The 15,598-nt window shown below is 69.6% G+C and carries 15 protein-coding genes; 6 read left to right on the top strand and 9 right to left on the bottom strand.

Features of this window, described 5'->3' with window-relative positions:
- Positions 1-3 precede the first annotated feature (3 nt).
- The 3 genes from Aco04nite_RS16360 (at position 4) to Aco04nite_RS16370 (ending at position 2,598) form a co-directional block, all read left to right on the top strand.
- Complete coding sequence (locus Aco04nite_RS16360; RefSeq protein ID WP_212998068.1) at positions 4-438, top strand: LLM class oxidoreductase; 435 nt, start codon at positions 4-6, stop codon at positions 436-438.
- Positions 438-1,238 (top strand): nitroreductase family protein, encoded by an 801-nt coding sequence (locus Aco04nite_RS16365; RefSeq protein ID WP_212998069.1) that lies wholly within the window; start codon positions 438-440, stop codon positions 1,236-1,238. Before Aco04nite_RS16360 ends, Aco04nite_RS16365 begins: the two co-directional genes overlap by 1 nt.
- 73 nt (positions 1,239-1,311) lie before the next feature.
- Positions 1,312-2,598, top strand: coding sequence for an HNH endonuclease signature motif containing protein (locus tag Aco04nite_RS16370; protein WP_212998070.1), 1,287 nt, complete (start codon positions 1,312-1,314; stop codon positions 2,596-2,598).
- Between the two features lie 553 nt (positions 2,599-3,151).
- Here Aco04nite_RS16370 and Aco04nite_RS16375 read toward each other — a convergent pair.
- Positions 3,152-4,285 carry a glutamate--cysteine ligase gene (locus Aco04nite_RS16375; protein WP_212998071.1) on the bottom strand — a complete coding sequence of 378 codons (1,134 nt, stop codon included), beginning with the start codon at positions 4,283-4,285 and terminating at the stop codon, positions 3,152-3,154.
- Positions 4,286-4,356: 71 nt separating this feature from the next.
- Between Aco04nite_RS16375 and Aco04nite_RS16380 the strand changes: the two genes are divergently transcribed.
- Positions 4,357-4,749, top strand: a complete 393-nt coding sequence (locus Aco04nite_RS16380; RefSeq protein ID WP_212998072.1) for an ester cyclase — start codon at positions 4,357-4,359, stop codon at positions 4,747-4,749.
- 118 nt (positions 4,750-4,867) lie between these two features.
- Here Aco04nite_RS16380 and Aco04nite_RS16385 read toward each other — a convergent pair whose 3' ends face one another.
- Together Aco04nite_RS16385 and Aco04nite_RS16390 are read right to left on the bottom strand one after the other, a co-directional pair.
- Positions 4,868-5,578, bottom strand: a complete 711-nt coding sequence (locus Aco04nite_RS16385; RefSeq protein ID WP_212998073.1) for a hypothetical protein — start codon at positions 5,576-5,578, stop codon at positions 4,868-4,870.
- A complete protein-coding gene (locus Aco04nite_RS16390) occupies positions 5,571-6,794 on the bottom strand; it encodes a TIR domain-containing protein (protein ID WP_212998074.1) in 1,224 nt (407 codons plus the stop codon). The genes Aco04nite_RS16385 and Aco04nite_RS16390 overlap by 8 nt, the downstream gene beginning before the upstream one ends.
- A 240-nt stretch (positions 6,795-7,034) precedes the next feature.
- Here Aco04nite_RS16390 and Aco04nite_RS16395 point away from each other — a divergent pair, with 240 nt between their 5' ends.
- The gene (locus tag Aco04nite_RS16395) at positions 7,035-7,466 is read left to right on the top strand and encodes a MerR family transcriptional regulator (protein WP_212998075.1); all 432 of its coding nucleotides are present in this window, start codon (positions 7,035-7,037) and stop codon (positions 7,464-7,466) included.
- On the opposite strand, the gene Aco04nite_RS16400 is transcribed toward Aco04nite_RS16395, so the two are convergent.
- Positions 7,463-9,331: a glycoside hydrolase family 27 protein gene (locus Aco04nite_RS16400; RefSeq protein ID WP_212998076.1), complete on the bottom strand. Its 1,869-nt coding sequence runs from the start codon at positions 9,329-9,331 to the stop codon at positions 7,463-7,465. The two genes, Aco04nite_RS16395 and Aco04nite_RS16400, sit on opposite strands and share 4 nt — an antisense overlap.
- A 68-nt stretch (positions 9,332-9,399) precedes the next feature.
- Positions 9,400-10,005, bottom strand: a complete 606-nt coding sequence (locus Aco04nite_RS16405) for a DoxX-related protein (protein ID WP_212998077.1) — start codon at positions 10,003-10,005, stop codon at positions 9,400-9,402.
- A 3-nt stretch (positions 10,006-10,008) separates the two neighbouring features.
- On the opposite strand from Aco04nite_RS16405, the gene Aco04nite_RS16410 reads away from it, so the two are divergent.
- The gene (locus tag Aco04nite_RS16410; protein WP_212998078.1) at positions 10,009-10,959 is read left to right on the top strand and encodes an AraC family transcriptional regulator; all 951 of its coding nucleotides are present in this window, start codon (positions 10,009-10,011) and stop codon (positions 10,957-10,959) included.
- 99 nt (positions 10,960-11,058) lie between these two features.
- Here Aco04nite_RS16410 and Aco04nite_RS16415 read toward each other — a convergent pair whose 3' ends face one another.
- From Aco04nite_RS16415 to Aco04nite_RS16430, 4 genes are all read right to left on the bottom strand, one after another.
- Entirely contained in the window at positions 11,059-12,195 is a 1,137-nt protein-coding gene (locus tag Aco04nite_RS16415) for a chymotrypsin family serine protease (RefSeq protein WP_212998079.1), read from the bottom strand.
- A 183-nt stretch (positions 12,196-12,378) separates the two neighbouring features.
- Positions 12,379-13,176, bottom strand: coding sequence for an SDR family NAD(P)-dependent oxidoreductase (locus tag Aco04nite_RS16420; protein WP_212998080.1), 798 nt, complete (start codon positions 13,174-13,176; stop codon positions 12,379-12,381).
- A 64-nt stretch (positions 13,177-13,240) separates the two neighbouring features.
- Complete coding sequence (locus Aco04nite_RS16425; protein ID WP_212998081.1) at positions 13,241-14,635, bottom strand: XRE family transcriptional regulator; 1,395 nt, start codon at positions 14,633-14,635, stop codon at positions 13,241-13,243.
- Positions 14,636-14,681: 46 nt separating this feature from the next.
- Complete coding sequence (locus Aco04nite_RS16430; protein ID WP_212998082.1) at positions 14,682-15,455, bottom strand: RNA ligase family protein; 774 nt, start codon at positions 15,453-15,455, stop codon at positions 14,682-14,684.
- Positions 15,456-15,598 lie beyond the last annotated feature (143 nt).

Consider the following 15,598-nt stretch of genomic DNA (forward strand, 5'->3'; position numbering starts at 1 on the left):
GACGTGAAGGTCGCCCTCGGCCTGCCTGTGGGTTTTTCTGGTCCGGACGACCCGATCAGCATCACTGACCTGCCTGTGGACATCCTCGGCAGCGCGTTCTCCGCCGGGCTCAGCGTCTCCACCCGCGCGCTGATCGCCGAAGCACCCCGCACACCCCGCGACCTGATCCAGCGCGGCGCCGGTGGCTCCGGTCACCGCCTGCTGGTCGGCTCTGCCCGGGAGGTCGCCGACGACCTACGCTCGTGGTTCGAGGCAGGCACCGCTGACGGCTTCACGATCATGCCGGCCGACACCGCCGTCGACCTCCCGAACTTCGCCACCCTGGTGGTCCCGATCCTGCAGGAGTACGGCTTGTTCCAGAAGGAATACCCCCACCCCACCCTGCGCGGGCGGCTCGGCCTTCCGGCCCGTCAGGGCTTTTTCGAGGTGGCTGCCTGATGCCCGCCGCCGCCGCCCGCTACGGCGACCCGCTCGCCACCCTCGGCGTCCTCAACGACGTCCTGCGCCTGCAACTCGAGCGCCGCTCGGTCCGCAAGTTCACATCCCGCGACGTCACCGACGACGAGCTCACTGCCCTGATCGCGGCAGCCCAGTCCGCGGCCACGTCCTCGAACCTGCAACCGTGGAGCGTGGTGGCGGTCCGGGACCCCGCCCGCAAGGCCCGCCTGGCCGCGCTGGCCGGCAACCAGGCATTCGTCGCCCAGGCCCCGCTGTTCCTGATCTGGGTCGCCGACCTCGGCCGGGCCCACCGCCTCGCCCAGCGCGCCGGGACCCAGGTCGAGGCCGCGGACTACCTCGAAACCACCATCATCGGCTTCGTCGACACTGCGTTGGCCGCCCAGAACGCGGTTGTTGCCGCAGAGTCTCTCGGCCTGGGCTCGGTCTTCGTCGGCGCGGTCCGCAACCACCCCGAGGAGATCGCGACTGAGCTCGGCCTGCCGCCGCGCACGGTGGCGACCTTCGGGTTGGCCGTCGGCACCCCTGACCCCACGGAAGAAGCCGACGTCAAGCCACGCCTCCCGCAGGCCGCGGTCCTGCACCATGAGCAGTTCGACGCCGCCGCCGCGGACGCGCACATCGAGGCGTACGACAAGAGACTATCGGCCTACAACGAACGCTTCGGCCTGCGCGGCGCCTGGAGCGACCGCGTCCTCACCCGCCTTGCCGGCCCCGCCTCCATGGCCGGCCGCCACCGCCTCCGCGAAATCCTCGAACGCCTCGGCCTGCCCTCCCGGTGACGGTAGTCACATGGGTTCTCCAGGGGCCTAATGGAGCCTGAAACTGTCGTACGCCTGTTCTAATCTGGTCCTCATGTTGGCGCAGGTGCAGCAACTGGGTGTGGTCGCGGCGAAGGTCGCCGCGGCCCCGCTCTGGCAGCTGTCCGACACCGAGCTGACCGAGACCTTGAAGGCCGCGCACCGCCTGGAACAAGCCGCCAAATTCCTGCAGGCCCGGGTGACCCGTCAGATCGACACCCGAGGCGTCCCCGCGGCGCAGGGCTACCGATCCGTCACCGAGTGGCTGCGCGGCATGCTGATCCTGGACCTTGGCCCAGCCCGCGACCTCGTCGCCCACGCCGCTGTGCTGGACCACCCGGCGATCTCCCAGTCGGTCCTGGACGGCGACACCGATCTGAGCCAGGCCACGGTGATCACCCAGACCATCGAGAACATCCCCACCGACCTCGCCACCCTGAACGGTCCAGCCGGGGCACCGGTCATCAATGCCGCACAGACCGTGCAGGATGCCGAAACCCTGCTTCTCGACATGGCGGGCCGGCTGTCGGCAAACCAGCTGCGCCGTGCGGGGGACCGGATCCTGGCATACGTCGCCCCGGAGGTGGCCGATCGCGCCGACCGGGCCGCCCTGGCCCGCCAGGAAGCCCGCGCCCGTCGCGAACGCCGTCTCACCCTGTCACTCCCGATCGACGGCCTGGTGCACCTGTCCGGGATCCTCGGCGTCGAGGACGCCGCGACCATGCAAGCCGCGCTGCACCCGCTGTGCAAACCCGCCCCCGACGACAACCGAACCCCCGCACAACGCCGTGCGGACGCCCTGCTCGAGGTCTGCCGGTTGGCCCTACGCACCACAGAGCTTCCCACCGACGGCGGCGAACCACCCCAGCTCGCGATCACGGTCGCCTACGACCCGCTCACCCAGGCCCTGGGCATCGCCTCGACCGACACCGGCCTGCGCATATCCCCTGACACCATCCGGCGCCTGGCCTGTGACGCCCGGATCCTGCCGGTCGTCCTGGACGGCAAGGGCCAGGTCCTCAACGCCGGCCGCCGCCGCCGCACCGCAACCGGAGCCCTACGCCGCGCCCTCCACATCCGAGACGGCGGATGCGCCTTCCCCGACTGCGACCGCCCACCGAGATGGACAGACTCCCACCACATCCGCCACTGGACGACCGGCGGCCCCACCAACCTCGACAACCTCGTCCTCCTGTGCCGCCGTCACCACAACGTCGTCCACGACCCAGCGGCCGGCTGGACAATCACCCTCGGCCCCGACCGCCACCCCCTCTTCATACCCCCACCGACCCTCGACCCCACCCAGCTACCACGCCGCAACCTCTACCACCTGCGCCAGTGATCAAGCCCCAGTGATCAGGCGCCAATCGTTGGGCGCCACTGACTGGGCGCCACTGACTGGGCGCCACTGACTGGGCGCCACTGACTGGGCGCCACTGACTGGGCGCCACTGACTGGGCGCCACTGACTGGGCGCCACTGACTGGGCGCCACTGACTGGGCGCCACTGACTGGGCGCCACTGACCGGGCACCGATGATCAGTCGCCAGTGATCGGGCCTGGCCACCATCCCGTCACCAGCTCGCGTCCGGGCGCCCCGCTGCGCTGGATCGAGTAGCCCCGCGCCCTGGCTACCGCGCCCTGGCTACCGCGCCCTGGCTACCGCGCCCTGGCTACCGCGCCCTGGCTACCGCGCCCTGGCTACCGCGCCCTGGCTACCGCGCCTGGCCACCGCACCCGGGCGCCCCGACTGTCGCACTATGCCGCGACACCCGCACCCGCACCCGCACCCGCACCCGCATCAGCTGCCAGCCCCTGGCTGGCATATCGCCCTTGTGGAATCGGCACACCGTAGTGCCGTCACGCAGCGCGCCGGATTTCGCGGAACCACTCGCCTTATTGGGGTCGGCCCTCGCGTAGTTCGCGTACGAGGGAGGACACCACGGATTTGAGGCTGCCGTTGTTCGCCGCGGCGACGCGGAGCTGACGTTGATAGCTGGCGCCGTGTTCGGCGATGTCGCGCAGGTGGTCGAGCTGGGTCGTGCAGTCGAGCGCCTCGGCGATCGGGGCGAGGGCGGGCAGCAGCTCGTCGAGGTCCTTGGTGACCAGGCGCTCGTCGCCGTCGGCGTTCTGGATGATGATGGCGTCCATGCCGTAGCGGGCCGTGCGCCACTTGTTCTCGCGGACGAACCATGGTTGCAGGCCCGGGACGTCGCGGCCGGCGTCGAGCTCGCGGGAGAAGTGCTCGACGAGGCACTGGGTGAGGGCGGCGACGGCGCCGATCTCGCGTACGTTGGGGATGCCGTCGAAGCTTCTGACCTCGATCGTGCCCCACTTCGGTGACGGGCGGATGTCCCAGCGCAGTTCGTTCAATTCCTCGATGACGCCGATGTGCTGCAGGTCGGCGACCATAGCCTCGTACTGTGCCCACTCGGTGAACTGCGGCGGCAGGCCGGCCGTCGGCAGCTGCTGGAACATCAGGGCCCGGTTGGACGCGTAGCCGGTGTTCTCCCCGGCCCAGAACGGGCTCGACGCGCTCAGCGCCTGAAAGTGCGGCAGATAGTTCAGCAGTCCCTCGATGATGGGCAGCACTTTGCGCCGGTCCTCGACCGCGACGTGCACATGCACGCCCCAGATCATCATCTGCCGTCCCCACCAGCGGGTCCGGTCGATGAGCGTCTCGTAGCGCGGCTTCCCGGGCGTCACCTGCTGCTGGAACCACTGGCTGAACGGATGCGTTCCCGACGACATCAGGTCCACGCCCATCGGCTCGGCGAGCGCACCCACCCGCTCGACCAGGCGCGTCAGGTCGTCCACGGCATCCTGGGCGCGCAGGTGCGGCGCGCTGACCACCTCGACGGTGTTGGTGAGCAGCTCACCCGTGACATGCGGAAACCCCTCGAAAGCGCCGAGCCGCGACAACAGCTCCGGAGCGGCCGGAGCAAGCTCCCCACTGCGCCGATCGACACACGCGATCTCCCACTCGATCCCCAGACGCGATCTCTGCGACAGTGCGAAGTCGATACCCATGAACCTGATGCTACGAATCATGAGCTGAGCGCGCAGGAGAGTCCCACGCCCGTAAGGCAGGATGATCACCCATGACGAACACCGCCCTGGAGGCCCACTACCGCGCCTACCTGGCAGCCCTCAACGACCGCCGCCTCGATGACCTCGACCGCTACGTCCAGGACAACCTCACGTACAACGACAGACCGATGACCCGCCGGGAGTACCGGGACCTGATCGCCGCCGACATCGCCGCGATTCCCGACCTGTTCTACGCCGCGGACATCGTCGTCGCCGCGAACGACCAGGTGGCCTGCCGCATCGTCTTCGACTGCACGCCGCAGAGCGAATTCCTTGGCTTCACCCCGAACGGCAAGCGCTTGCACTTCGCGGAACACGTCTTCTACCGCTTCGATGAGGGCCGCATCGCCGCAGTCTCATCGCTGATCGACCGCCCGGCCATCGAGGCCCAGCTCCGCTCATAGCCCCCGTGTCTCCTCGCTGAGCATGACGCTGGCAACCCTTGGCTGCTTCTCCTCAATCGGATGGGGGTTCGGCCGCGAGGGCCGGATGGGGGTTCAGGCGCGAGGGCCGGATGGGGGTTCAGGCGCGATGGCTGGGTGGGGGTTCAGCCGCGAGCTGGGTGGCGACAGCGAGGGACAAACCGTCCGGTAGCCGGATTTGCTCGCTGGATGCCGGATCCAGGCTGGTATTGCGATACCGGATGAGGCTGAGGTCCGCCGGTCGCAGGCTCACGTGCACCGGATCGGCGGCGAGGATGTCCCGGATCTCGGTCTCTGCCGAAGGTTCTGGGGCCGTGGAGTATTCGCCCAGCACCAGGTAGCAGTCGGGGTCGAGCTCGTTGCCGGGCTCGTGGTATCGGTGGCGGAAGCCGAACGCCTCGGCCTCGCGCCTGATGCCGGCGAGTACCTGGGTCGGCGGGAACGGCCAGCCGATCACGATGGCTTGGCCACCCCGAAGTCCGAAAGCGCGCTCGTAGGGGTCCTGACCCCGGCTGGTGAACGAGGACGACCGCGGCAGGTAGCCGCCGAACCGCAGGTCGACGGGATGCTCGAGGCCCCGGCTCACACTGTGCGCGAGCCCCAGCACGTCCTGCGCCGTGACGGGGCGCAGGCGGAACTCGAGTCCGATGACGGTGGCGTGAATCTGTTCCAGGCTTCGCGGCACGAATGTCGGGACCCGTGCGCCAATTTTGTTCTGCAGCGAAGTCAGCCAGTCCTGCATTTTTTTCGGCTTCTCGCCATAAAACCCCACCAGGGTCGCACCGGCGTAGGCCGCAGCCGTGTCATCCATTGAAGACGTCTTCCAGAGCGTCGATGCCGATGGGTTTTGAATGGGCCCACTGGCGACGGAAGTCGGACGCGAAATGATTGAAAGGACCGTTTTCCTCCATGCGGCTGAATTGAAGCACGGGGCCCAGGTGCTGGGTGGTGTAATAGCCGCCCGGTTGGACCCGGATCTCGGCATCCGGCCGGAAGCTGGACGAGTCGTCGGGGTCCTCGGGGATGCCGGTCGGTGGTGCGTCGATGTCGCCGTCGATCATGACGCCGGTGAACGGGTACATGAAGGGGGCGAGTCTCATCTCGAAGGTGGGGAAGGCCGAGAATCCGCCACGGCGGATCGCCTGGTAGACGGCGCGGACGTCGATGGTGAGGTCCCGCCCTTCGCACGTGGACAGGCGCTGCATGTCGGGGGTGCCGGGGTCGAGGATGAGAACCTTGACGGCGACCGGATCCGCTCGCCGGAGCAGTTGGAGAAGCGTCTTGTCCAGGATCTGGAAGGACGACGACGCTGTCACACCGCTGATCGCGAGTTCCTTGTCGGCGCGGGCGTAGAACTCGTCCGGCGGGAGGGCGGTCAGCGACCCCTTGCGATGCTCGATGTCCCGCAGGCCCGCGACCCGCGCGGCCTCGAAGATGGACACACCGCGATCGCTGTACACGGGCTCGCTGACCCGGGCCTCGGCGCGGGCGACGATCTCGTCGATGCCGGGGATCTTCGCGCCGTCGATCCTGTCGTCGGCGATGGTGCATCCGGCCCGCCGGAGCAGGCGGGCCAGGCGCGGGACGGCGCCCCGGGCCCCGAGGTCGACCACGGTGAGCCCGTCGAGATTGCTGGCCTGCCGCACCGCACCGATCCGCGCGAAAATGGTCCGGTCGGGCAGGTGCGCGATCGCCATGCCGGTCTCGATCAGCACGTTCTGCCGTGGCTGACCCGAGTAGCGGGAGTCCGCGAGGCGGGAACCGTCCTGAACCAGGAGCGGATGAGTCACGGCGAGGTCGTCCGGCGTGAAGATCACGATCACGGCCCGGACGTCGGCGAAGAGCTCACGAACGGCAGCGATGGTGTTGGGCAGACCGGTCTCGGTCCGCAGCAGCGCCTCCTCGAAGGAGAGCGGAGTCAGACCCAGATCCGTGATCAGCGCCTCGATGGCATCCTTGGCGGGAATGTCGCGGCCATAAACGACCGCGACCACATCAGGGGTGGATTCTCGTGCCGCGTCGCTCAATTCGTCCTCGACTCCGCTCGTGGCGTTTCAGTATTGATTTTGCCCACACCTCGGTCAAGCACGGATCTCAGACGCGACCGAATGGCCCAGGCGTTCCGGCACAGAAAATGACGGGCCTCTACCAGGCGATCGACCGGGTACGCCGGCAGCGGCCGGACAGGCCGATCACGAGGTTTGCAGCCGACGCCGATCGCTGCGGGTTCTTGTGTTCAAGCGCTTGAGGTGTGTGACGCTGGCTGAATGGACGTTTTGACGATCCGGGACGTGGCCCGGCGGTGCGGGCTGAGCGAGCCGACGCTGCGGTATTACGAGGACATCGGGCTGATCGGGCCGATCGGGCGCGACGCGAGCGGGCATCGCCAGTACGACACTGCCGACCTCGACCTCATCGGGGCGCTGTCGTGTCTGCGGGCCACCGGGGTGAGCATCGGCGACATGCGGACCTACAAGGCCAACCTCGCCAACCGGGAGGAGACGGCCGCCGAGCAGCGGGACCTGCTGCTACGGCACGCGGAGCGGATCGAGGCGGAGATCGTCGCCCAGCATGCGCGGATCGGCTACCTGCGTGCGAAGGCCGCGGTCTGGGACGCCCGGGACCACGCGGACGGTGTTGCCGAGGCCGAGGCGTGGCAGGCCGTCAAGGAGGCGGCCCAGCACCTCGGCTTCCACTAACGCCAGCTCCATTTCTGGTTGTCGGCGGTGCCGCAGGTCCAGAGGACGAGCTTGGTGCCGTTCGCGGTGCCCTGGCCGGAGGCATCGAGGCAGAGGCCGGACTGCGTACCCGTGATGGTGCCGTTGGTGTTGAGGGTCCATTTCTGGTTGGGCTGACCGTTGCAGTCCCAGATGACCACCGCGGTGCCGTTGACCGTGCCGGCGTTGTAGGCGTCGAGGCACTTGTTCCCGTACACATAGAGCTGTTTTGTTGAAAGGTGGGTCCAGGCCTGGTTGGTCTGGCCGGCGCAGTCCCAGAGCTGGGCCTGGGTGCCGTTGGTGGTGGTGAAATTGTTGATGTCCAGGCAGCGGCCGGACTGCTTGCCGACGAGCGCGCCGGTTCTCGGGCCGCTGCCGGGGCTCTCGGTCCCGGTGACCGTCAGCAGGACCGCCTCGTGGGCCGGGACGCTCGCCGCGTAGCTCGTGGTTCTGCTGCCGAGGTCGGTAGCGGACCAGACGTTACGGACGGTCGCGGTGGCGGCGAGGCCGAGGTCGGCGAAGGTCGCGGTGACGGTGGCCGCGGTGCCGGTGCGGTTGAGCAAGACGACCGCGCGGCGGCCGCTGCCGGTGAGCACCTTGCTGTAGACCTGCAGGCCCTGGATGGCCTCGGCGACCCTGACACCCTGCCGGCCCAGCGGATCCTGATCGATGGCGATGACCTCGCGGTTCGTCAGGACGGTACGGGTCTCCGCGCTCATGGTCGTCAGGTTGTTCCCGGCCAGCAGGGGCGCGCCGGAGATCGCCCACAGGCTCAGATGGCTGCGGTTCTGCGCGGCGCTGAAACCGGGCATCCCCGCGATCAGCATGTCCGGGTCGTTGTAGCGCCCGGCGCCCTGCGCGGCCGGATGCTGCGCGGAGTCGAAGTTCGCCAGCACGCGGTCCATCGACGGGCTCTCGCCGTAGAAGATGATGTCAGTGCTGGTCCGCCACATCGTCGAGATCCCGGGAGCCCAGTCCCACGGATTCTGCTTCCCCCAGTTGCACACCGACAGCACCATCGGACGCCCGGTCACGCTGGTCGCCCGCACAATCGACTGCGCAATCGACTGGTACGCCGTCCGCGCATCCAGCCCCTCCGCGTCCCCGCCGCACCAGTCGACCTTCACGAAGTCGAAGCCCCACTGCGAGAACTGCAGGAAGTCCTGGTCGTAATGACCCTCGGACCCCGACCCTGGCGCCGCCGGACGACCGGTGGGGTAGTAGTAACCGCACCCGTCGCGGCCGGCGTCGGTGTAGATCCCGGCCTTCAGACCCTTGCTGTGGATGTACGCGGCAATCGCCTGCATCCCACCCGGCCACTCCGCCGTGTCCACAGTGATGTTGCCCGCCGAGTCCCGCGTTCCCTGCCACCAGCCCTCGTCGATGTTGACGTACTGATAGCCCGCATCCCTCATCCCGCTCGCGACCATCGCGTCGACCTGAGCCTTGATCACGCCGTAATTGATCTGCGCCGCAAAGGTGTTCCACGAAGCCCAGCCCATGGGCGGCGTCCCCACCACGGCGGCCGCCGTTGTATTGGCCGCTGCTGGGGCGTTGCTCGGCGTGGTTGCGTTGCCTGATGTGGTTGCGCTTCCAAGCATGGTGGTGCTGCCGAGTGTGGTTGCGCTGCCGGTTGCGGTGCGTGCCGTGGTGGTGCTGCCGAGAGTGGTCGCGCTGCTGGTTGCGGTTGCGGTGCGTGCCGCGGTTGCGCTGCCCAGCGTGGTTGCACTGCCTGTGGTGGTTGCGCTGCGTGGTGGGGTTGCGGTGGCCGGGGCCGTGAGACCGATCAGGCCGGCGGTGGTGACGAGTAGTGGTGCCGCGAGCCAACGCAGGAATCGGGTGCTCATCGGTGCCTCCCGGCCGGGACGAAACAAAACCGCAACACCGAGATAGTTAACGTTCACATAGGCAGATGTCAATGATTGTGGATGGCGACGACGACGGCCCAGCCGACGTACCCCAGGTTGAGCAGCACCTTCACTGCCGCGCCCACCAGCCTGCGAGCCCGCCGCGGCGAACCGGCCGAGCCGTCGAGGATGGCGAGGTCGGCGAGGTCGACGGGAATGTGATCCCGGCGGCTCGGCTCGGCCGGCTCCTGGCGCGGTGGCTGGGCCGGGTCAGGGCGCGGTGGCTGGGCCGGGTCAGGGCGCGGTGGCTGGGCCGGGTCAGGGCGTGGTGGCTCGGCCGGGTCCTGGCGTGGTTGCCCGGCCAGGTCGGGGCGTGGTGGCTCGGCCGGGTCCTGGCGTGGTCGCTCGGCCGTGGTTCGCATCAGGGTGTCGATGTGCGCCACCATGAAGACCGCGATCATTGCCGCGGCGGCCCATGCGCCCGCCTCCCGGCCCTGCGGTGTGAGCAGCGCAACCCCGTCGATTATCAGCGCGACCCCGCCGGCGAGGACAATGAGATCGGGCCGCCCCAGCCAGCCCGGAACCAGAGCGCGGACATACGCGGGCCGGACGAAATGTGCAATGCCGTTTACGAACAGGAAGAGGGCCAGGGCGATGGCCGCGACAGTGTGCATGCCATGAGCGTGGCGTCGACCGGTGCGTGGACGCTTGAACGAAACGATCGCCGCTTGGACTTCGCCACCACTCCCGTCGCGACGGTGTTCGCTGAATCCGCGGGCTTCCGGGTCACGGCGCACCGTCACCCGGCGTGGAAGATCGTTCTACCCCTCGGCGGCCACGTCGAAGTCAGCTACGGCCATACCGGTTTGACCGGCGCAGCCGACGATGCCGGCGGCCGCTCTGTCCTCGCGGCCGGCTCCGACGGTGCCCGCGCGATCGCTCCGGCCGGCTCCGACGGTGCTCGCGCGATAGCTTCGGCCGGCTCCGATGGTGCTCGCGCGATTGCTCCGGCCGGCTCCGACGGTGCTCGCGCGATTGCTCCGGCCGGATCTGGCGGTGTCCGCGTGAGTGCTCCGGCTGGCTTCGGTGATGTCCGCTCGGTTGGCGGAGCCGGGGTGATCGTGGCGCCGCAGGTGGTGCACAGTTGCTCGGTTTCCTCGGCCTATGTCGCGCTTCTGCTGGAGCCCTGGGAGTTGGCGCCCGCTGACCGGCCGGTCAGCGTCGATGTGGCGGGGGCCAGGCGCATCCTCGCGGCGCTCGGCCATGCCGGTGCGGGCGCTGACCTGGTCGCCGCTCGTGCCGAGATCGTGGGGCTCGCCGGCGTGGGTGTGCCGCTCGAGCCGCGGGTGGCGTACGCGGTGGATGCGGTCGTCCGCGACGGGTCCATCAGTGCGGTTGCCGCTGAGGTCGGGCTATCCGCGCCGCGGCTTCGTGCGCTGGTGCGGGGCTCGGTGGGGATTCCGTTGGCTCGGATCAGGTTGTGGGCGCGGTTGCGCTGTGCCGTTGCGGTGCTGCCAGGCGGGCCTGCGGCGGTGGTTGCTGTGTCCGCGGGGTTTGCGGATCAGGCCCATCTTGTCCGTACGGCTCGCGGGTTGCTCGGCCGTACCCCGTCCGAGCTGTTTCGGTGACCTGGAGCTGTTCCGGTGGCCTGGAACGGGGCGGTGGGCCGGCCCGCACGGCGGAACGGACCACGCGCCGGGCGTGATCCGTTCCTCAACCCGAGCGGGCTACTGGGCGATCCAGACGCCGTAGTCGCGGGTGGCGGTGCCGAAGTCCTGGAAGCCGAGGATGGTGTTGTTGCCGACGTACGTGTAGCAGTTGATGCCCTTGGCGATGGCGGCGCCACTTGCGGAACCGGTGTAGACCGGGCCGCCGCTGTCGCCGCCGCGGACGGCGGGCTGGCCGTCGACCTGGCGGGCCTCGACGGCGTCGCCGGCGTCGGTGTTGAACTTCTCGACCAGGAGGCCGCAGACCGGGCCGCCGGTGTCGCGGGCCGAGGAGCCGCCGGACTGGCAGAGGTATTCGCCGGGGAAGACCCAGTCCCAGCCGCCGACGGTGGCGACGGAGTTGGATTCGAGGCCGCCGAGGTACATCAGGTCGTCGACGTTGCCCGGGGTGGCGACCAGGCCGAGGTCGTGGGTGGCGTTCTTCGCGGTGAACGTTCCCATGAACTCGCCAGTGCCGTCGGTGATGCGGTCGCCGTTGTTGCCGCAGTGGCCGGCGGTCAGGATGAAGCGTTCGTTGGCGGCGTTGCGGACCGGGAACCCGGTGGTGCAGCGGGCGTTGCCGTTGATCTGGTCGGCGCCGCCCTTCCAGGGTGCCCAGTCGTCGCGCCGGCTGGTCTCGACCTTCGGTCCCTGGTCGACGATCTCCACCGGTACGCCGACGTCGGGGGCCTGCTTGCGCCCCACGGCCGTACGCATATCGAGCCCGACCACGACTTTGCTGCCGTCTACCGCGTACTTAACTCGGGTCTGGTTTGAGGAGTAGGTGGCCCGGAGGGTGGCGCCGGCCGTGCGCAGCTCCTGCAGTGTGTGATCGGCCGGGGAGACCTGCACCGGGGCGATCGCGCGGGCGGCGGTTACAGCCTTGCGGATCGGTGCGGGCAGCGCGCCCTTCCACCAGACGCCGACGTGGCCGTCCTCGAGGGCGATGCCGGCGTACCCGTGGGAGGCGCCACGCTCGACCGCGGTGCGGATGATGCTCGCGGCCCTGGTCAGGGGGATCTGCTTGCTCGCTACGGCGGTGATGTCCGTGGCGGGGGAAGCCGCGGACGGTGCCGCCACGGCGGGGGAGGAAGCGATGACGGTTGCCGCGGTGATGGCGAGGGCTGCGGTTGCGCCGAAGCGCCTGGTGCGTTTCATCCGGTTTGCCTTTCGGGGGGCACGCGCGGGGACGCGTGCGGACGGGCCAACCTGCCGCAGACTGCGCGGCGCCCCCAGCACACCACCGGGCACCCGCCCTGACCAGGCACTTCACCGGCAACTGCATTTATGCCGGCCTATTAACAGTACGCGCGCACGATCGTCCCCGTGCGGGGCTGAGGGCTACGCCGGACCGTCGTGCTGGTAGCGGGATGCCAGCTGCGGGCTCTGCCCGTGGAACGCGGCGAGGTCCGACCGGAAGACGGTTTCCAGGAGCGCGTAGTCCTTGACGCCGGGAGCGATGACGACCTCGCCGAGCTCGACGCCGGCCAGGGCGGCCGTGACCACATCGGCGGCGGACATGCGGGGGTACGCCGACAGGTCCATGCCCTGGACCTCGTGGAACTCGGTGGCCACGATGCCGGGGCAGACGACGTGCGCGGTGACACCGGTGCCGTCGAGTTCGGCGTGCAGGCTCTGGGTCATCGCAACGGTGTGGGCCAGTGTCCCGGTGTAGACGGCGCGGCCGGCGCGCAGCTGGTACGGGGCGACGGGCGCGGGGCCCGCGAAGGCGATCATCCCGGCAACATTGACGATGGTTCCGCTGCCACGTTCGATCATGGCGGGCAGGGCCGCGCGGGTCAGCAGGGTGGGCGCGGCCACCTTTACCTGGATGAGCTCGCGGGCCTTGGCCGCGGGGAGCTCGGCCATCGGCATGTAGTGGGCGACGCCGGCATTGTTGACGATCGTCGTCAGCGGCCGGGCGGCGCACACGCTGGCCACCTCGTCGATGCCGTCGTCGGTGCCGAGATCGGCGGCGATCACCTCGACGTGGACGCCGGGCAGGGACGCCGCGAGCTTCGCCAACCGGTCGCGGCGCCGCGCGACGACGATCAGGTCGACGCCGTCGGCGGCCAGGCGCTCGGCGAACGCGCGGCCGATTCCCGATGATGCGCCGGTGATGAGTGCCAGTCCAGACATGATTCTCCTTCGTCGCGGGTCGGTGGCCGAGGCCGTGACACCACGATGCGGCCCTGGCGTCCGGTCAGACAGGGCCCCGGTTGGACAGGGCCCCGGCAGGGCCCCTCTGGTGCTCGCGCCGGAGACGCTCGGCGGCGTAGAGGGCGACCAGGTCGTGGAAGCGGTACCGGCGGCCGACGGTCAGCAGCAGCCCGGCGTCGACGAGTTCCTCCAGTGCCGCGTCCGTGTCCGGTTCGCTCAGCCCCGCGGCTGCGGCGGCCCGTGTCACGTCGAAGTCCGCGTGGGCGATCGCGGCGCAGTGGCGGAACACGAGGGCCGTTGCCGGCGCGAGCTGGGCGTGGGAGACGGAGAAGGCTTCGCGTACGCCCTGATCGCCCGCGGTCAGTGCACCGAGCCGCCTGTCCTCGTCGCGAAGCTGCCCCACGATTCGTGCCACGCTCCACGACGGGCGACTCGCGAGCCTGTTCCCGGCGATGCGCAGCGCGAGTGGCAGGTAACCGCAGAGCCGGGCCAGCTCAGCGGTCGCGCCGGCCTCCGCCGTGGCCCGCGGGCCGATGATGATCTGCAGCAGGCGGACGCCGGCCTCGTGATCCAGCATGGGGAGCGCCAGCCTTTCGACCGCTTCGAGGCCGGTGAGCGGGCGGCATGCGGTGATCAGGACCAGACAGCCCGGAGCGGACGGGAGCAGTGGGCGCACCTGGCGTTCGCTGACAGCGTTGTCAAACACCACGAGCAGGTGCCGGCCCTGCGTCACCGTGCGGTAGAGCGCGGTACGTTCCGCCGCTGACCGCGGGATCCGGCTGTCCGGCACCCCCAGTGACCGCAGGATCCGCCCGAGAGTGACCGTCTGTTCGAATGCCGGCGCCGGGTCGGTGGCTGCAAGGGTTGCAGGGGCCGTCCCGCTGAGGTCTATGTAGATCTGGCCGTCGGGGAAGCGCTCTCTCAGCCGGTGGCCGGAGGCGACCGCAAGGGTGGTCTTGCCGACGCCCGCGAGGCCGTGCAGGACGACGACGGTTGGACCGGTGTCGCCTCCGGTGGCCGCCGCGCCGGAGAGTGCTGCCAGGTGGGCCAGTTCGGCGGTGCGGCCGGTCAGGTCGTTGATCGCGGGAGGGAGTTCGTGAGGGACCAGGACCCCGGCGTGGTGGCCCGGTGCGGGGGCGGCGGGAGGAGGGTCGATGGCGAGGGTCAGGAAGCCCTCGCGGTCGCCGTCGTTCAGGCGCAGGGCCTCGGCCAGCAGGGCGACCGTGCGGCGGCGGGGTGCGCGGACCTGGCCCCGTTCCAGGCTGCGGATGCCTCGGACGCTCAGGCCGGATGCCTCGGCCAGGCCCTCCTGGGTCATACGCTGCGTGTGACGCCAGTGCCGCAGCTCGGCGGCGAACCGATCCTCAGCGGACCGGTCGGCCCTGTCCCGCCCGGCCCTGTCCCGCCCTGCCCTGCCTCGTTCGGAGTCGAGCACCACCGCGTGCCCCCTTGGTCCACCGCCGTCGGAAATAGATGATAACGAACTAATGCGAGCGGCGGCGCAGCGTACGGTCATAGTCCTGGAACCGCGCCTTCGCGATCACCGACCGGTCCGGGCCGCGCAGCACGATGCCCTCCGCGCGGCCCTGCCCCGAGTCGTCCAGGGCGACCAGCGTGCGGGGCAGCCGCTCGCCGAGGAAGCCGTGCATCTTCTCGATGTCGGTGGGCAGCTCGGCCGCGTCGATCGTGAACAGGCGCGGTGTGAGGTCCACCCCGGCGGCGTCGGCGGCCGGCTGCAGTTCGTGCTCGGCGAGGTACGTCTGGCCGCCACCTTCCCGCCACGCCGAGATCTGCTGCGGGGGCCACGCCAGCCGTGCGGCCAGATCGTCGACGACGGCCACGTCGAACAGCCGCCAGCCGACCGCGCCCCGGGTGCTGTACTGCTTGGCCTGACCACCGATCTTGGCGCCGTACAACTCGAGGTAGTAGACCCGGGCCCGGTCGCCTGCCGGTAGCCGATCGGCCAGCGGCCTGAGGTTCTCGACGATGCCCTGCGAAGGGTTGCCGATGAGGTCGCCCTTCGCGTAGAGCAGCTCTTCGCGCGACCCGAGCAGGTAGGTGCCGTCGGGCAGCACGATGATCCGCGAGTTGGTGCCGTCGACCTTCTCGGTGGCGATGACCGGGCCGTCGAACGCGGTGGCGGGCTCGACGAGGTTGCCGTTGCGCGGGTCGAGCCGGTGGTAGGTGGGGATGGACGGGTACTTGGTGAGCGAGTTGAGGGCTCTCAGGTCGATCGCGCGTACGTCGAAGCCGGTCATCAGGCAATGCTGCCCGGCACGCCGGCCGGGTCACAAACCCTTTAGCGACCGGTGGGGCCGCTGTTCCGGTGCTCGCCGCAGGATCCGCCGGGGGTGTGTTGTCGGACACGAATCCGAAATGTCCCCGTCGCTTGCGCCGATGG

The sequence above is a fragment of the Winogradskya consettensis genome, from assembly GCF_018332715.1.
GTDB lineage: Bacteria > Actinomycetota > Actinomycetes > Mycobacteriales > Micromonosporaceae > Actinoplanes > Actinoplanes consettensis.